Here is a 16675-nt window from a genome sequence, read left to right as displayed (position 1 = left end):
AACATTCCGATTTCGGCTGTTTTTCAGACTGCCGGACAGAACTATGTGACGATCGGTCGCGCTGCTACGGCCGTCACCGGTGGAGACGGCCGCGAATCCGCGACCGACTTCGTATTGACTGCTGTCCGACAGTATCAGCTCACTCGAGGTGTGCCACGAGCTCCGCGAGCGTCTCGAGGTCGTACTGCCCCGGCGCAGTAGCGTCTGCAGGATCAACAGGTGCATACCCGATCTTCGACCCGTACACCGGCGCGACCGCACGTGTGTGACTCCCCACTTCACCCATCGCCATCGTCGCGACGGTATCACCATGCGAGGTCAGCTGCTCGGTCGCCGACAGCAACGCGAGCGTGTCCGCTTTCGATTCCGCCGTCACCGCCAGCTTTGCCACATCTGCGTACTTTCCCGCCTCCGTCAGCGTCCGCACCAGCTCTTTCCGCGGCGGCGTCCCCTCGAAGTCGTGGGCCGAGGCGACGATCGACACGTCGCGCTCGCGAGCCGTCTCGAGTAGCGCCTCGGCCTCCCCATCCAAAATCGACTCGAGTTCGACGTCGATCGCTGCGACGGCCTCAAACGCGGTCGCGTCGGCCAGCGCCTCGAGTCGACCCTCGTCTGTAGCTTCACCACCCTCCCATTCAGCCCTGTTCGTCGCGAGGATCGGCAACTCGCCGTCGTAGGCCTCGAGCGCTACAAGCGGCTCATCAGCGAGGTCCATTCGGAATTCGACCGCATCGGCGTGCTCGCGGGCCGCCGGTTCATCCGAGAGGTCTGCCGTCGCTGCTGTGAGTACAAACGAGTCGAAATCAAGTCCCATTGCTATCGACTGGGACCGAGCGCGACAAAAACGGTATCGTTCCGGCGAGTGTCCGCGGTTATGCCATCCCGATGGTCTCCTCGGCCTCGAGGAGCTCGTGGTACCGGTTGCGGATGGTGACTTCGGAGATGTCCGCGACGTCGGAGACGGCAGCCTGCGTGGTCTTTTCGTTGGTCAACAGCGCGGCGGCGTAGACAGCGGCGGCTGCGAGCCCGACCGGCGATTTACCCGAGTGGACACCCTTCTCCTTGGCGTTCTGGAGCAGCGAGCGCGCGCGGTGTTCGGCCTCGTCGGAGAGCTCGAGCCCCGAGGCAAAGCGGGGGACGTAGCTCTCGGGGTCGGCCGGCTGGACCTCGAGCCCGAGTTCGCGGACCACGTAGCGGTAGGTGCGCGCGATCTCGTTTTTCTCGACGCGGGAGACGTCGGCGATCTCGTCGAGGCTCCGGGGGACGCCAGCCTGGCGGGCGGCGGCGTAGACACAGGCCGTCGAGACGCCCTCGATCGAGCGTCCCGGCAGGAGGTCCTCGTCGAGTGCGCGCCGATAGATGACCGACGCCGTCTCGCGGACGTTCGTGGGGAGGCCGAGTGCGGAGGCCATCCGGTCGATCTCACCGAGTGCCTGTTTCAGGTTGCGCTCCTTGGAGTCACGCGTGCGGAAGCGCTCGTTCCACTTGCGCAGGCGCTGCATCTTCTCACGCTGGCGCGAGCCAAGCGAGTTGCCGTAGGCGTCTTTGTTGCGCCAGTCGATGTTCGTCGAGAGTCCCTTGTCGTGCATCGTGTTGGTCGTGGGCGCACCCACGCGGGACTTCTCGTTTTTCTCGGCGGCGTCGAACGCACGCCATTCGGGACCGCGGTCGACCGAGTCCTCCTCGACGACCAGCCCACAGTCCTCACAGACCGTCTCGCCGTGCTCGTCGTCGACGACGAGCTGGCCGGCACATTCGGGACAGACCAAGTCCTCGTCCTCGGTTTCGGTCTCCTGTTCGTTCGTTTGGGGTTCGCTACGTCGTACTCTCGTGTTCGATGGTGCGTTAGTCATACGATGGCGAGTGCTGCCCGGCCGAACCGATCGCAAAAGCCCGGACGGATCCGTTACCTCCCACGTTCAGACACTCGAGGGATAAGGGTTTCGAAATCTCAGCCAGATACCCCTCGAAAACGGGTAATTCGGGCAAAAGAGTATGATAAATAGAAACATTAAAGCAGAGTATCGACTCGAACCGGAGCCACCAACTGCCCGCCGTTCGAACGACCGCTATGAAGCTTGCAGTCGGGAGTACGAACCCGGTCAAGATCGATGCAGTCGAGCGAACCCTCGCGTCATACGAGCCGACCGTGATCGCCGTCGACGTCGACTCCGGGGTGCGCGAACAGCCGTGGTCGATCGAAGAAACCGTCACCGGTGCCGAAACCCGCGCCCGGCGAGCGCTCGCAGCGACCGACGCCGACTACGGAGTTGGGCTCGAGGGAGGGGTTGCGCGACTCGAGGGCGTGCCGGGACTCTCGTTGATCATGTGGGGAGCCGTCACCGACGGCACGCGAACGGAGCGCGGTAGTGGTCCGACGCTTCGGCTCCCCGACGGCGTCACCGAGCGACTCGAAGCCGGTGGGGAGCTGGGACCGGTGATGGACGACCTGCTCGGAACTGACGGCCTCGCCGAATCCGAAGGGGCCGCAGGTGCGCTGACGGCTGGACTGACCGACCGAACGCAGGCGCTCGGCGAGGCAGTTGCGTGTTCGATCGGTCCCTTCCTGACGGCGTATTACGACAGCGACGACTGATGTCTCGTGACGTCGTGATATCGATCCGCTCACCGGCTGGTGACTATCACGACCAGCAGAGTGTCAGCGTTGCGAATGGTTTAACCGGCCGTACCAACGAAACCTTTCCGACCGATTATTCGTCGCTTACTCGTTGGTGAAATCGCACGACAGCGGCCAGTTAACTGTGCGTACCAAACCCCCTAAGACCGTTCCTGTTATTCATCTGTGTATGAGCACTGCAATGGCCCCTGACCTCACGAGCAAACAACAGCGGATTCTGGAGTACCTCCGGAACAATGCGGCGACGAAGACGTACTTCAAATCTCGCCTCATCGGCAAGGAACTCGGGATGACGGCGAAAGAGGTCGGGTCGAACATCACCGCCCTGCAGGAGGGCGACTATGACGTCGAAATCGAGAAGTGGGGGTATTCCTCGAGTACCACCTGGAAAGTCGACGTTTAACGCCACCCCGGCACCCGGTGCCATTTCAGCTCGTTTTTACCGATCGTTTCGGTCGCGAACGTTCAGCGACGAGCAACGCCGAACCCTCTTTTCGCTACACCACATCTCTCCGGCTGGATGACGACGGTACTGTTCGACATGGACGGAGTTCTCCTTGAGGGACCACGCACGGACCCGCAGGTGTACGCCGACGCGGCCGACGCAGCCCTCGCCGAACTGAACGCCGAACCAACGCCGGCCCAGCGCCGCGACTTCAGAAATCACGACGTCGAACGGATTCGGACACACTGCGAGGAGCTCGGGATCGATCCGGCGCGGTTCTGGAAACTGAAAGAGACACACGCCTCGAGTGGCACCCACGACCGCCTTCGATCGGGTGAGCGCGGCATCTACGAGGGCGTTGACGCGATCCGCGAACTAAGCGACCGAACCACGACCGGGCTCGTCACCAACAATCGCCACGAGACCGCCCAATTCGTCGCCGAGTACGTCGGAATCGACTTCGACATCGTCCGCGGGCGCGAGCCCACGCTCGAGGGCTACGAACGTCGCAAGCCGGATCCCTATTATCTCGAGGACGCACTTGCCGAGCTTGGTGTCTCGGACGGGCTCTACGTCGGCGACTCCCCGAAAGACATCGTCGCCGGGCAGGCAGCGGGCCTCGAGACCGCGTTCCTCCGGCGGTCACACAACCGCGGGCGCGAGTGCCCACCGAACGCGACGTACGAACTCGAGTCGGTGGCCGAGGTGCTGTCGGTCATCGACGAGTCAGTGTTGTAAGTCGATCTTACCGGCTGCTAACAACGGCTTATCCACGGTAGTCGAGTAACTGATCCGCGTTGCGGGCGAGGGATCGTGCCCGATCACCGAAGGAGTCGGCGTGGCCGACGACCAGTATCAACACCGTCTCCGGGCGCTCGACGGCGTAGCCGTCGTCCCGCGAGAGGAGGCCGGCGTCCTCGAGTTGGCCGGCGTACTTGCTCACCGTCGGGGCCGACACGTCAAGCGCCTCGGCGAGGTCGCCGGCGGTGGCGTCGGGATTCGACAGGAGTTCGATCAGCATGCCGCGCGGGGTCTCCCGTCGGAGATAGCCAAGCGCTCGTTTCTCGAACTCGTCGAACCGGCCGGCCGTGACGAATCGCTTGTAGTCGCCGTCGCGATAGCGCTCGATGACGCCCGCGTCCTCGAGTTGGCGCAGATGATGTTGCGTTTCGCCGGTGCCAAGTTGCAGATCGTCACGGATCTTCGAGAAGTGCGCCCCGGGTGTCGTCGAGAGATAGCCCGCGATCGCATCGCGAGCCTCGCTTTCACCCATCTTCGCCGTCGATGAACTCGAGCGGCCAATCAACGGCGAGGCAGCACCGATAGCGGCAAACCGGCGCAGGGTCGCTCGTTTCTCGTCGTCGACCCCATCGGGCGATGTCATTTCGATACCTATAGTCCAGCACGGGCCGCCGCGTAAAACCGGTTTCGCTCCGCTTTGTTCACTGAAAGTGACTGATTTCGTCGCATGGACGTTTCGGTAAGCGATGTTGAACCGCCGATCGGATCGGGAGCCAGCGTCTCCGCGCCGGCGTTAGACACGAAAACGTTGAGGAGGGAAGTCGGACTCTCGAGTCGCGCCTACACCGTCACTACTGGCAGTACTTCAATGTAGATTGTCGACAATAGCGACGAGACAGCGGCGAGAACGGAGCAGTGTCAACCGCCTCGGGGTCAAGCCCCGAGGCTTGTCAGTGGACTCCCGTTCTAACCGAGTAACTCGGCAGGCGTGTACTCGCCGTTCACGTTCAACATCCCTGACTTGAGGGCTAGTTGACTGATAGCCCATCCACCGCGAGACTTCTGCCCGCGATGGATATACCCGCAATACCGATTTGCGATGTTCTTTGCCGCGTTGTAATCCGCGTTCACATCATATCCACAGTCCTGACACATGAACTCCTTATCGTCGCGGTTATCCTCGTGGGTAAAACCACAATGCGAACAACGCTGACTCGTGTACGCAGGATTCACAAAGTCAACGAACAACTCCGTAGACTCGACCTTGTACTCCACGAGTTCCACGAACTTCGCATACGCCCACTGCTGAAACTTCGACCCATTCGCAATATTCTCGCGGATGTGGTCGAGATTCTCGAAAATGATACCGTCAGCGTCAGCAGACTGGGCTTCCGCTATGAGGTTATTCGCCCGGTTGTGCAGCCAGTCCAACGACCAATCACTAAACTTGCTACCGATGGACTGGATGGTGAGATGAGCCGACCGAGTGCCCACCTGTTGGAGGCGGGCGCGGCGTTGTTCGCACTGGGCGCGCTTGTGGGTGAGGTAATCCGCACTGCCGATGAACTCTCCAGTAGAGGTGACGGCGAACGCGCCAGTCACATTCAAGTCCACGCCGAGAACCACTCCGTTCTCGGCACCATCATCATCGTGACTGGCTTCTTGGTATTCCGTTCCGTCAACCGTGTAGTCGGGGTTCTTCAGCGTGACGTGCAGGTAGAACGTGTCCTCACGGTCGTCGTACTGGAGCGTGGCGCTTGAGGCATCCCAGTCGTCGTTCTCGTAGTACCGTCCGAACGGCGTCTCCTCTCGCTCCTCCTTGGGCGGGAGGACGTATTCGGCGGTGATTCTGCCGTTCGGGGTGGAAAGCGTGGCATGGTCGTCGTTGAACGTCGCACTCCGCTTGTCGTACACGACACTCCACGAGTCGAACTCAGGTTGACTCGTCTTCTCGCCGTCCTTGAGTTTCTCAACGCCGCTCGTGACGGCTTCGATGGCGCGGCGGATGCCTTTCTGGACGAGATTGGCGGTGAGGTCGGTTTCCTCGCGTAACTCGCTGTAGAGGGCGTTTTCGGCTTTGCTCTTGCTGGTGACACAGTAGTCGTCGTAGCGCCACGCCCACTCGCTGGTGCGGTTGGCGCAGTGGAGGAATTGGGTTTTGGTTTGATGGAGGTCGCCACGACGCTCTCTGGGTACGTCGAGTTTGATGGGTATGGTGCGTCGTGGCGCGTCGTCCATCTATGGTTCACATTTACTGTCGATGGCTAATAAAAGATTACGTGTGGAGTAGGGAGTCGGCCCTGCCAGCGAGTGTGGTGAGTTTCATCGAGTGTCGGCTTCCTCCACGGGGTCAAGCCCCGTGGCATCCGCTCGCTATTCTGTGAACCGATCCAAGCGAGGGAAGACGCACGAACCGGCAACACGGGACAGCTAGTCACAGCGTGACGTGGCCGGTCACTCGCTCGCGTCGTCCGCGTCGTCAACCGAACTATCGGTCCCGCCATCGGTCTGTCCCGGGAACTCCTGATCCATCTCCTCGATGACCTCGTCAGGATCGGAGATCTCCGCGGGATCCTTGCCTTCTTTGATGGCTTGGGCCTCCTGTTCCATCGCCTCGACATCCATGTCCGCTTCCTGGTCGATCTCGCCGATGATCTCGGCGATGTCGTCGAGTCCGATCAGTTCGCGCGTCTCCTCGTCGAACTCGCGGCTCTCGAGTTCCGCGCCGTCTCCTTCGACGTCGCTGCCCGAGAGGTGTTTGCCGTAGCGGCCGACCAGTGAGGTGAGTTCCTGGGGCATGACGAACGTCGTCGACTCGCCCTGGCCGATGTCGGCCAGCGTCTCCATNGAGTTCCTGGGGCATGACGAACGTCGTCGACTCGCCCTGGCCGATGTCGGCCAGCGTCTCCATGCCCTTGTCGATGACGGCGCGTTCGCCCATCGACTCGGCCGAGCGCGCACGCAAGACGGTCGAGATTGCGTCACCCTGGGCCTCGAGGATCTGGCTCTGTTTCTCACCCTGGGCGCGGATGATTTCGCTCTGTTTGTCACCCTCCGCTTTCTCGACGGCACTGCGGCGTTCACCCTGTGCCTCGAGGATCATGGCACGGCGTTTCCGCTCGGCGGAGGTCTGTTGTTCCATCGCGCGCTGGACGTCCTTCGAGGGGTTGACCTCGCGGACCTCGACGGACTCGACGCGGATGCCCCACTCGTCGGTGGGTTCGTCGAGTTCCTGGCGGATGCGGGCGTTGATCTCTTGGCGCTTGTTCAGCGTGTCGTCGAGTTCCATGTCACCCAGCACGGCACGCAGCGTGGTCTGAGCGAGATTCGAGACGGCGCGCTTGTAGTCGTCGACCTGCAAAAAGGCCTTCTTCGCGTCCATCACCTTGATGTAGACGACGGCGTCGGCGGTCACCGGCGAGTTGTCCCGCGTGATCGCTTCCTGGCGGGGAACGTCTAACGTCTGTGTTCGCATGTCGAACCGGTAGGTGTTCGAGACGAACGGCGGGACGAAGTTGATCCCCGGCTCCAGGAGCTTGCGGTACTCACCGAAGACCGTGAGGGCGCGTTTCTCGTAGGCGTCGACGATCTCGATCGCACTCAACAACGCAGCGACGACGAGAATGAGGACGAGGGCACCGACGAGCAACAGGGCAGTGCCGGCGGTTTGCAGTGGAACCAATGGTATCTCCATATTTCGGAGTTACGACGGCGGGGAGAAAAGCGTTCCCTTGTTTCAGCAACATATGCGCGAGAATGTCAATCAATTGCCCGACCGTTCCGTTTCGGTTTCGGGCTCTCGCTCGTCGTCACCATCGTCGGTTCGCTCACTATCGAGTTGGTCGGCGGAATCGGGCTCAGACTCGGACGATTCATCCATGCGTGCGAGCGCCCGATCGATCTCGTCTTCGCCGAGTGCCTCGAGCGATTCGACCGTCAGTACGTTCCCACCGCCTGGGTCGAGGACGATGACCTCCTTTCCCTCCGCGATCGTGCCGTCGGTCGTCCGCGCGCTGTAGTAAGGCGCGAAGCCGCCGCCGTCGAGTTTGACCTCGCCGTCGCGGGCCGTGACGGTCTCGGTGACGTAGCCTGTTCGGCCGGCAAGCGAGTCCGAGTCCGTCGTCCGGGCCGTCCCTTTCCCGCCGTAGAAGTCGAACTCCCGGTAGACGTAGGCTGCAGCGAGCCCGATCACGAGCGTCAATGCGGCCAAGATGAACGGGCTCGCTGCGGGCGGGAAGACCATACCCACGAGGCCGGCACCGACCAGCGCAATCCCGATGACGATGAGGTGGGCACCGGGCGAGATGGCCTCGAGGACCATCAACACGAGCCCCACAACGAGCAACAGCAGTGGGATGTTCCCGACGAGGGATTCGACCATATGCGGGGGTTAGGTCTTGTGCCGATTAAATGTTTACCGCACGGAAGAAGTGAGATAATCGGTCGAACGGCAGACAGTCCCGAGTACGGGACAGCCAGCCACGAAACGAGCCGGCGACAGTTCAGCCGAGCGGGAGCATCAGGAGCCGAGCGATGACGAGCACCATCGCGATCGCACCCAGCAGGACGAACAGCGCGTTCTCGAGGTCGGGATCGCCGGGTTCGATCGGTGTCGAGCTGGCTTCGGGTGTGTACCCGTCCGACTCGGTCGCGACCGCGTCATCACTATCGTCCTTATCGTCGCTCGCGGAGAGGTCGATCGGGATCCGATCGTCGGCGTCCTCGTCGGCTCGCCCCCCGCGATCGCCCTGGCTCGTGTCGCCTGCCGGTCCGCTGTCCGGGTTCGCCGTCGACGACTCGTTCCATCGATCGGCGGCGTCGTCGCCGGGTCCGGACGGCTCGTTTGCCATACGCGGTTATACTGGCCGGGGCGTCAAAAACCCGCGGTCCGCCCTGTCGACGACGTAAGCGCAGGGGGAACCGGTAGTGGCCAACAGTATCAGGCTCGCTCGTGTCGGTCCCCGATGTCGCCGCCGTAGACGACGCCGTGTTCGGCGTCGAGGGTGACCGCTTCGCCCTCCGTCAGCGCCGTGACATCGGCATCGCTGAGCATTGGAATCCCCAGTTCGCGTGCGACCAGCGCCGGATAGCCGGTCATCCCTCGCTCGGCGTTGACGATGCCGCCGAGCCGGCTCGTCTCACCCGAAAACTCCTCGTCGAAGTCGGCTGGCAGTGCGACGATGGCCCCGTCGGGCACCGCCGAGAGATCGCCATCCGACAGGTGGACGACGGGACCGGTCGCCCGTCCCTCGACGACGACCTGGCCGGTCGTCAGGGTGTCGGCTGCGACGTGGACTTTCAGCATGTTCGTCGTGTTCGCCCCCTCGAGTTCGGTCATCATTCCACAGAGGACGACGACGGTATCGCCGCTTTCGGCGACGCCGGCATCAAGGGCGGCCTGGACGGCGTTTTCGACGACTGCGTCGGCCCCCTGTCCCGAAACGTCGGCGTACAGCGGCGTCACACCCCAGCTCAACGCGAGCTGGCGGCGGACCCGCTGGCTCGGCGTCGAGGCGACGACCGGCACGCCGGGACGGTACTTCGCCGTCTTCAGGGCCGTGTACCCGGACTCGGTCGCGGCCACGACGGCGTCCGCGTCGATGTCCCGCGCAAGGAAGCGCGCCGAGCGCGCGAGGGCATCGGTCCGCGCCTCGCCGGAGGCTGGGACCCGCTGCTCGAGCAACTCGTCGTACTCGTCGGATTCTTCGACCTGTCGGACGATACTGTCCATCGCGTCGACGACGGCCACGGGGTGGTCACCGACCGCTGTCTCTGCCGAAAGCATAACCCCGTCGGTGCCATCGAGGACAGCGTTAGCGACGTCAGAAGCCTCCGCACGTGTCGGCCGGCGAGCCGTGACCATCGAGTCGAGCATCTCCGTCGCCGTGATGACCGGTCGCCCCATCTCGCGGCAGGTGCGGATGATCCGTTTCTGGATCATCGGGACGTCTTCCATCGGGCACTCGACACCGAGGTCGCCGCGTGCGACCATCACGCCGTAGGCGGCGTCGATGATTTCGTCCATGTTCTCGACTGCGCCGGCGCGTTCGATCTTCGCGATGATCGGGATGTCCGCGCCCAGGTCCTCGAGCACCTCGCCGACCTCGTAGACGTCCTCGGCGTCCCGGACGAAACTCGCCGCGACGAAGTCAACGTCCTTCTCGGCGGCCAGCTCGAGATCTTTCCGGTCCGACTCCGTGACGACATCTAATCCGAGTTCGACGCCGGGGACGTTGACCCCCTTGCGGCCGCCCAGTTCGCCACCGGTGTCGACGCGGGCGCGAACCCCATCGGCGTCGGTCTTGAGGACGGTCGTCTCGATCAAGCCATCATCAAGCAGGACGCGGTCGCCCGGCTCGACAGCGTCGATCGGCAACGAAAGGCCGACCGTCTCCGAGGTCGCCCCATCACCGTCGACGAACCGGATTTCGGAGCCGGTCTCGAGCGTTACCGTCTCGCCCTCGGGCAGCGGCGCGGTCCGAATCTCCGGGCCCTGCGTGTCGAGCATGACTGCGACAGGTTCGGCTCGCTCCTGGTCGACTGCGCGGACGTGGTCGATCAGTGCCGCGCGGTCCTCGCGGGTCCCGTGGCTTGCGTTCAGGCGTGCGACGGACATCCCGGCCGCGGCGAGGTCCCGAATCGTCTCACGGTCGTTCGACGCCGGCCCCAGCGTACAGACGATCTTCGCGTTTCTCATATCGGGAGCTACCGCCAGCACTCCCTAAAAGATGGTCACTTACTCGTGTTCGAGTTGTTGTCGTGATACCGTGGCTCGAAGTCGCAGCCGACGCGACCGTAACTCGACTGTCGGTCGCGCCGACATCGGTACAGCAGCCCGTCTCATACGGTTTACTGTCAGTCAGTGCCGGTGGGACCGCGACCGTCCTTCGGGTGCACCGGTAAACAGTGACAATAATCCGTATCAGTCCGCCGGTCGCTCGAGCAGTCGGGTCACGCGCTCGCCGCTGACGACTTCGGGGATGATGACCGCGTCGGCACCGGCTTCCTTCGCGACCGACTCGTACATCTCCTCACCGACGCGAACGAGGATTTCGGGTGCGTCGGTCGCCGTCCCGCTAACGACCGCGATCTGGATGTTGACGTTCGAATCGTCGATCGCAGCGACGAGTTTCGTCGCTCGCTCGATACCCGCGGCGCGCAGTGTCTGTTCCTGTCTGGCGTCACCCTCGACGAGGAGATGGTCGTCCTCTCGGACGCGTTCCGCGGTGTCCGCGTCGCGCTCGATGACGACGACCGTTCGGCCCGCCTCGGCGAGCCGGTTGGCGATCGTTCGTCCGAACATGCCGTATCCACAAACGATAACGTGCTCGTCGCTGTCGTCGATTCGTCGTTGCATCGTTGCTCGTGATACCTCCGTTGGAATCTGCCCGCCGAACGTCTCGGTGACAACCGTTTCGCCGAGCCACAGCCCCGAGAGGACGAGTCCAGCCGTTACCGCGATGGCGTAGGCTTTCGTCGCTCGCTCAGGGCCAGCGTGCTCCTGAAAGTGCAGATCGATACTCGTCAGATCGACCAGCCAGAACGTCGCCTCGAGAGGGCCGACACCGCCGAGAGCCGAGAAGCCGACGATGCCGGCGACGACGACCGTGGCGAAACAGCCGATCGGAACCAGTGCCCGTCGCAGGACCGGCCGCCCTGCGAGGTGTGAAACGAACCCTCGGTGCACAATCGACCCATGATAGCACCCCACATATTTCTATGCGTTGGCGCAAACGTTAGTCGATCCGCACGGCTAACGCGATCACTCCGTCTGATCCCGGCAAAAATTCGACGAACAGGACGCTGTTATTGGATCTTCTCGCCGAGCGCGGCGTCGCCGTGAGTCGTCAGCAGGTCCGCCTCGTCGCCCGCTGCGAGGATCATCCCGTTGGATTCGACGCCGAACAGCTCCGCGGGCTCCATGTTCGCCAGCAGCACGCATCGCGTCCCCGGCAGTTCATCGAGGTCGTGGAGTTGCTTGATCCCTGCGACGACCTGTCGGGTCTCGAAGCCGATGTCGACCTCGAGACGCGCGAGGTCGTCGGCACCCTCGATGCCCTCGGCGTCGACGATTTCGCCGACGCGGATGTCCAGTTCCTGGAAGTCCTCGAATCCGATCCGGTCCTCGAGCAGGGGCTCGAGGTCCTCGGTGTCTGCCATATCGCCCGCTTCGTCCCCGTCGGTGTCGTCGCTTTCGGTTTCGGCCTCGTCGTCATCGTCAGCCGCGGCGGCTTCGACGCGTTCCTCGAGTTTGGCAGTCAGTTCCTCGACACGTTCGTCTTCGATCTTTGCGAAGAGTTCGCCGGGTTCGTCGAAGGACTGTGGTGGGGCCGCGAGTGCCGCCTCGAGGTGGGCGTCGGCGATCTGGCCGTCTTCGCCGATCTGCTCCCAGAGTGCCTGGGCCTTGTCGGGGGCGATCGGCTCGAGGACGACGGCGACGGCCTTGGCGATCTGGACGCAGTCGCGGATGACCTGTGCGGCCGCCTCGGGGTCGTCGTCGGTGAGCTTCCAGGGTTCGTTGCGCTGGATGTACTCGTTGCCGAACTGGGCGAGTTGGGTCGCGGCCTGGCCGACCCCGCGCATGGAGTAGTCGTTGACGTGCTCGCGGACGTCGGCGATCGCCTCCTCGATGCGTTCTCCGACCTCCGCGGAGACGTCCGTGTCGGGGGTGCCCTCGTAGTTACGGTAGGCAAACAGCAGCGAGCGGTACCAGAAGTTGCCGACGGTACCGACGAGTTCGCCGTTGACCTTCTCCTGGAAGGCTTCCCACGAGAAGTCGACGTCCTGCTGGAGGCCGCCGGTCGTCGTCAGGTAGTAGCGAAGCAGATCGGGGTGGAACCCTTCCTCTAAGTACTCCTTCGCCCAGATTGCCCGGTTGCGGCTGGTCGAGAGCCCCTTCCCGTTGATCGTGATGAATCCGGTCGCGGCGATCCCACGCGGTTTGTTGTAGCCTGCCCCCTCGAGCATCGCCGGCCAGAAGATCGTGTGGTGCTGGATGATGTCTCGGCCGATGACGTGCATGATCTCGCCGTCACCTTTCCAGACCTGCTCCCAGTCGAAGTCGTCGGCGCGCTCGGCGTACTGTTTCGAACTCGAGATGTACTCGATCGGCGCGTCGACCCAGACGTAGAGGACGAGGTCTGTTTCGTCATCGCCCTCTGCGGAGGGGTAGTCGATCCCCCAGTCCATATCGCGCGTGATACACCAGTCCTGCAGGCCGTCTTCGATCCACTGGCGGGGCTGGTTGCGCGCGTTCGAGGTTCCCTCGAGGTCGTCTAAGAAGTCGGTGAGGAAGTCGGCGAACTCCGAGACCTCGAAGAACTTGTGGGTCCGCTCGCGGTACTCCGCGGGGTTGCCCGTGATCGTGCTCGTCGGGTCTTCGACCTCGCCGGGCTCTAAGTGGCGCTGACAGCCCTCGTCGCACTCGTCGCCGCGGGCTTTCGCGCCGCAGTAGGGACAGGTCCCCTCGACGTAGCGGTCGGGCAGATACTGGTCGGCATCCGGATCGTAGGCGACCTGAATCTCCTTCTCGTAAATGTAGCCTTCCTCGTCCAGCGTGCGGACGATCTCCTGGGTCGTCTCGACGTTGGTCTCGTCGTGCGTGTGGCCGTAGTTGTCGAAGTCGACGTTGAACTGCGGGAACGTCTCCTCGTACTGGTGGTGCCACTCGAGTGCGAAGTCTTCCGGATCGACGCCCTCCTGTTCGGCGTTGACGGCGACCGGCGTGCCGTGCATGTCCGAGCCACAGACGTAGATCGAGTCCTGGCCGAGCGTCTGCAGTGCACGGTTGAACGCGTCAGCACCGATGTACCCCCGCAGATGACCGATGTGCAGGTCGCCGTTGGCGTAGGGCAACCCGCAGGTCACGACGGCGGGTTCGTCCGTCGGAAACTCGTCGTTGCTCATGGTCGTCACGTTGCGCTGCCGGGCGTAAAACCCGCCGGTTTCGATCGCCCAGTCGACAGCCGCGATCGGTTCGGCGAACGAGTGGTGATCTGTGGTGACGCGCTGGAGCGCTACTTCCAGTTCAAGTGCTGGCTATTCAATCGTCGCTCGCGACGGGCACGCTCGCACGCACCTCGAGCCGATCGAGATCGCCGACGAACGACGCCAGCATCTCGCGGCTAACGTGGGGCATACAGACAACCCGCAGTTCACCGGTGGCAGTCCGCGAAATTCGCCAGCCCTTCGCGCGTAAGGCGTCGAATGTCGATCGGGGCACGTCGGCCGCGACCAGCGGCAAGGTCGGATCGGCGACCCGGTAGCCACGTTTCTCTAAGGCGTCAGCGAGCCATTCGGCGTTGTTCTGCGAGCGGACGTACTGGCTGCGATAGCCGGCAGGCCACAGCGCTTCCATCGCGGCGACGGCGCTTGCGACCCCGGCACCCGAGCGGGTCCCTGTCAGCGTCGCCTGCGAGGTCGACTCGAGATACGGCGTGTCGACGGCGAGTTCGTCGAGTAACTCCGGCGAACGCACGAGCAACCCGCCCGAGGGCACCGCGGCCTGGCCCATCTTGTGGGGATCGATCGTCATGGTATCGACCGCGGTGTGGCCGAAGTGCCACTCGTAGTCGGTAAACGGCAGGACGAACCCACCCCAGGCGGCGTCGACGTGGAGCATGGCATCGGCCGAGTGGGCGATCTCGCCGAGTGCCGGAATCGGATCGACGCGGCCGTACTCGGTGGTCCCCGCGACGCCGACCACCAGCGCCGTATTCTCGTCGACGCTGGCACGGACGGCCTCGAGGTCGGCTCGATGCCGGTCGTCGGTCGGGACGATCCGGAGTTCGACGCCGAGCAGATCGGCGGCCTTCTGGAAGCTAAAATGGCCCGATTCGGGCATGACGACGTTTGGCGTCCGACTGTCGGTCCGCTCGCGAGCGATGCGGACGGCCTGAATGTTCGCTTCCGTGCCGCCGCTGGTAATGTAGCCAGCCGGGTCGTCGAGACCTGCGATCTCGCCCAGTAGGGCAACGGCATCGTCCTCGAGCGCCGAGACGTTGGGATACGTGCCTGGATCACCGGGGTTCGTCGCGAGAAACCGCTCGGCCGCGTCGCGCGCCGCCGGGTGGGGTTCCGTACACATCGACGAGAGAACCCGGTCGAACGCTTGCGGCTCGATTTGCATATCACGTATGTAAACGGTCGTCGGTTTATTTGTTGCGTTTGACGACGTTTCACGATGGCAACCGCGTCGACACCGCCGGCGACTGGACGTTCGGTGAGTCGGAGTGGTGCCGACGGTAGCAACTCATGCCCGCCGAAAGCGTGCCTTCAAGTCCGCCGCCGCGCAACGCCTCCCTATGAACCCAGGCGACCGCGTCCGCGTCGACCGCGCGGATCGCACGTACGAAGGCGTGTTGCTCCCCTCGAGCACGGACGAGCACCTCGTGGTGAAACTCGAGGGCGGCTACAACGTCGGCGTCGATCGCGACGATGCCGACGTCGACGTCCTCGCGGAGGACGTCTACGAGATCGACGGAACGGACTCGACGGGAACCGACGAGGACGAGGGCTCCGAAATCGAGTTCGATGACGACCTGCCGACGATCTCCCTGCTCTCGACCGGCGGGACGATCGCCTCGACGGTCGACTACCGCACCGGCGCGGTGACCGCACAGTTCGACGCCGAGGACGTCCTGCGCGCCGTGCCGGATCTGGCGGGCCGGGCGAACTACCGCGGTCGCGTCGTCGCCAACATCCTCTCGGAAAACATGGAGCCGCCGCTGTGGCAGGACCTCGCACAGGCCGTCGCCGAGGAGATCGAGGCCGGTGCCGACGGCGTCGTCGTCATGCACGGCACCGACACGATGCAGTACTCCGCGTCGGCGCTCGCGTTCATGCTCGAGACGCCGGTGCCGATCGTCTTTACGGGCTCACAGCGCTCGGCTGACCGACCCTCGTCGGACAACGTTATGAACGCTGTCTCGGCCGTCGAGGCGGCTAAAAGCGACTGTGCGGAGGTCATGGTCTGTATGCACGCCTCCGAATCGGACGATATCTGTGCGCTCCATCGCGGGACCCGCGTGCGGAAAAACCACACCTCGCGTCGCGACGCCTTCGAGACCGTCGGCGCGAAGCCGCTCGGCGAAGTCGACTACGAGAACGAGGAAATCACCTTCCGACGCGACTACCAGCAGCGTGGCGACGCCGACCTCGCCATCGAACCCGAGCTGGAGGCCGACGTCGAACTCGTCAAGTTCACGCCCGGGATGGACCCTGCGTTCCTCGATGTCGCAGAGGGCAGCGAGGGGCTGATCGTCGAGGGGACCGGCCTCGGCCACGTCCACACTGATCTCATCCCGCGGCTCGAGGAACTAATCGCGGACGGCACGACGGTCGTCATGACCAGCCAGTGTCTCGAGGGGCGGGTCTGTGACCGGGTCTACGATACGGGGCGGGACCTGCTCGAGGCAGGGGTCATCGAAGCGGGCGACACGTTGCCGGGAACGGCCAAGGTCAAGCTCATGTGGGCGCTCGAAAACAGCGAGAACGTCGAGGAAGCGATGGACACGTCGCTTGCGGGCGAGCTTCAGGAACGATCAGTTCCCTGGGAGTGAGATCGGCTGCCGGCTGACCGGGCGGACAGTTGAGAACCATATTCGGAGCTACACTTTTGGGCGTGGCCGCTGAGTGTCCGCGTATGATTCGCAGTGTGCTCTCGCGCCTCCGTGAGTGGATTTCCGTCGAGGACCCCGAAGAACGAATCGAGGGATCCGGAGCGGCGATCGTCTCGCCGCAACATCGACGGTCGCTCGAGGCAGAACGGGAACTCGACCGGCTCGATAACGTCACCGATACCGATCGGCACAGGGAGCGATAATGGACCCGTTCCGAGCGACTGCGTGAGG

15 protein-coding genes and 1 pseudogene are annotated in these 16675 nt (G+C 63.6%); 5 read left to right on the top strand and 11 right to left on the bottom strand.

Features of this window, described 5'->3' with window-relative positions; genetic code table 11:
* Positions 1-139: 139 nt before the first annotated feature.
* Positions 140-814 carry a type I 3-dehydroquinate dehydratase gene (locus C476_RS01115; RefSeq protein WP_008008993.1) on the bottom strand — a complete coding sequence of 225 codons (675 nt, stop codon included), beginning with the start codon at positions 812-814 and terminating at the stop codon, positions 140-142.
* A 58-nt stretch (positions 815-872) separates the two neighbouring features.
* Positions 873-1853 (bottom strand): transcription initiation factor IIB, encoded by a 981-nt coding sequence (locus tag C476_RS01110; protein WP_008008992.1) that lies wholly within the window; start codon positions 1851-1853, stop codon positions 873-875.
* A 218-nt stretch (positions 1854-2071) separates the two neighbouring features.
* On the opposite strand from C476_RS01110, the gene yjjX reads away from it, so the two are divergent.
* The 3 genes from yjjX to C476_RS01095 all read left to right on the top strand — a co-directional run bounded on the left by yjjX (position 2072) and on the right by C476_RS01095 (position 3821).
* Positions 2072-2596, top strand: a complete 525-nt coding sequence (gene yjjX / locus C476_RS01105) for an inosine/xanthosine triphosphatase (protein WP_008008990.1) — start codon at positions 2072-2074, stop codon at positions 2594-2596.
* Positions 2597-2819: 223 nt separating this feature from the next.
* Positions 2820-3041, top strand: coding sequence for a DUF7123 family protein (locus C476_RS01100; protein ID WP_049911526.1), 222 nt, complete (start codon positions 2820-2822; stop codon positions 3039-3041).
* Between the two features lie 117 nt (positions 3042-3158).
* Positions 3159-3821 carry an HAD family hydrolase gene (locus C476_RS01095; RefSeq protein ID WP_008008986.1) on the top strand — a complete coding sequence of 221 codons (663 nt, stop codon included), beginning with the start codon at positions 3159-3161 and terminating at the stop codon, positions 3819-3821.
* A 28-nt stretch (positions 3822-3849) separates the two neighbouring features.
* On the opposite strand, the gene C476_RS01090 is transcribed toward C476_RS01095, so the two are convergent.
* The 9 genes and pseudogenes from C476_RS01090 to mfnA form a co-directional block, all read right to left on the bottom strand.
* A complete protein-coding gene (locus C476_RS01090) occupies positions 3850-4467 on the bottom strand; it encodes a winged helix-turn-helix transcriptional regulator (protein WP_008008983.1) in 618 nt (205 codons plus the stop codon).
* Between the two features lie 323 nt (positions 4468-4790).
* A complete protein-coding gene (locus tag C476_RS01085; RefSeq protein WP_008008981.1) occupies positions 4791-6062 on the bottom strand; it encodes an RNA-guided endonuclease InsQ/TnpB family protein in 1272 nt (423 codons plus the stop codon).
* 216 nt (positions 6063-6278) lie between these two features.
* Positions 6279-7518, bottom strand: a pseudogene (locus tag C476_RS01080) (SPFH domain-containing protein).
* A 69-nt stretch (positions 7519-7587) separates the two neighbouring features.
* Positions 7588-8205, bottom strand: coding sequence for an NfeD family protein (locus tag C476_RS01075; protein ID WP_008008977.1), 618 nt, complete (start codon positions 8203-8205; stop codon positions 7588-7590).
* 121 nt (positions 8206-8326) lie between these two features.
* Positions 8327-8674: a DUF7312 domain-containing protein gene (locus C476_RS01070; RefSeq protein ID WP_008008974.1), complete on the bottom strand. Its 348-nt coding sequence runs from the start codon at positions 8672-8674 to the stop codon at positions 8327-8329.
* Between the two features lie 89 nt (positions 8675-8763).
* Positions 8764-10521, bottom strand: a complete 1758-nt coding sequence (gene pyk / locus C476_RS01065; RefSeq protein WP_008008972.1) for a pyruvate kinase — start codon at positions 10519-10521, stop codon at positions 8764-8766.
* 225 nt (positions 10522-10746) lie between these two features.
* Positions 10747-11511 carry a potassium channel family protein gene (locus C476_RS01060; RefSeq protein WP_008008970.1) on the bottom strand — a complete coding sequence of 255 codons (765 nt, stop codon included), beginning with the start codon at positions 11509-11511 and terminating at the stop codon, positions 10747-10749.
* Between the two features lie 119 nt (positions 11512-11630).
* Entirely contained in the window at positions 11631-13730 is a 2100-nt protein-coding gene (metG, locus tag C476_RS01055; protein ID WP_008008968.1) for a methionine--tRNA ligase, read from the bottom strand.
* A 136-nt stretch (positions 13731-13866) separates the two neighbouring features.
* Positions 13867-14952, bottom strand: coding sequence for a tyrosine decarboxylase MfnA (gene mfnA, locus C476_RS01050; RefSeq protein WP_008008967.1), 1086 nt, complete (start codon positions 14950-14952; stop codon positions 13867-13869).
* 175 nt (positions 14953-15127) lie between these two features.
* Between mfnA and gatD the strand changes: the two genes are divergently transcribed.
* Positions 15128-16384: a Glu-tRNA(Gln) amidotransferase subunit GatD gene (gene gatD, locus C476_RS01045; RefSeq protein WP_008008965.1), complete on the top strand. Its 1257-nt coding sequence runs from the start codon at positions 15128-15130 to the stop codon at positions 16382-16384.
* Between the two features lie 83 nt (positions 16385-16467).
* Positions 16468-16647 (top strand): hypothetical protein, encoded by a 180-nt coding sequence (locus C476_RS01040; RefSeq protein ID WP_008008963.1) that lies wholly within the window; start codon positions 16468-16470, stop codon positions 16645-16647.
* The last annotated feature ends 28 nt before the right edge of the window (positions 16648-16675 follow it).

It is taken from the genome of Natrinema limicola JCM 13563, from assembly GCF_000337475.1.
GTDB lineage: Archaea > Halobacteriota > Halobacteria > Halobacteriales > Natrialbaceae > Natrinema > Natrinema limicola.
The sequence above is the reverse complement of the archived record's forward strand: the minus strand, read 5'-3'. Positions and strand labels throughout refer to the sequence as shown.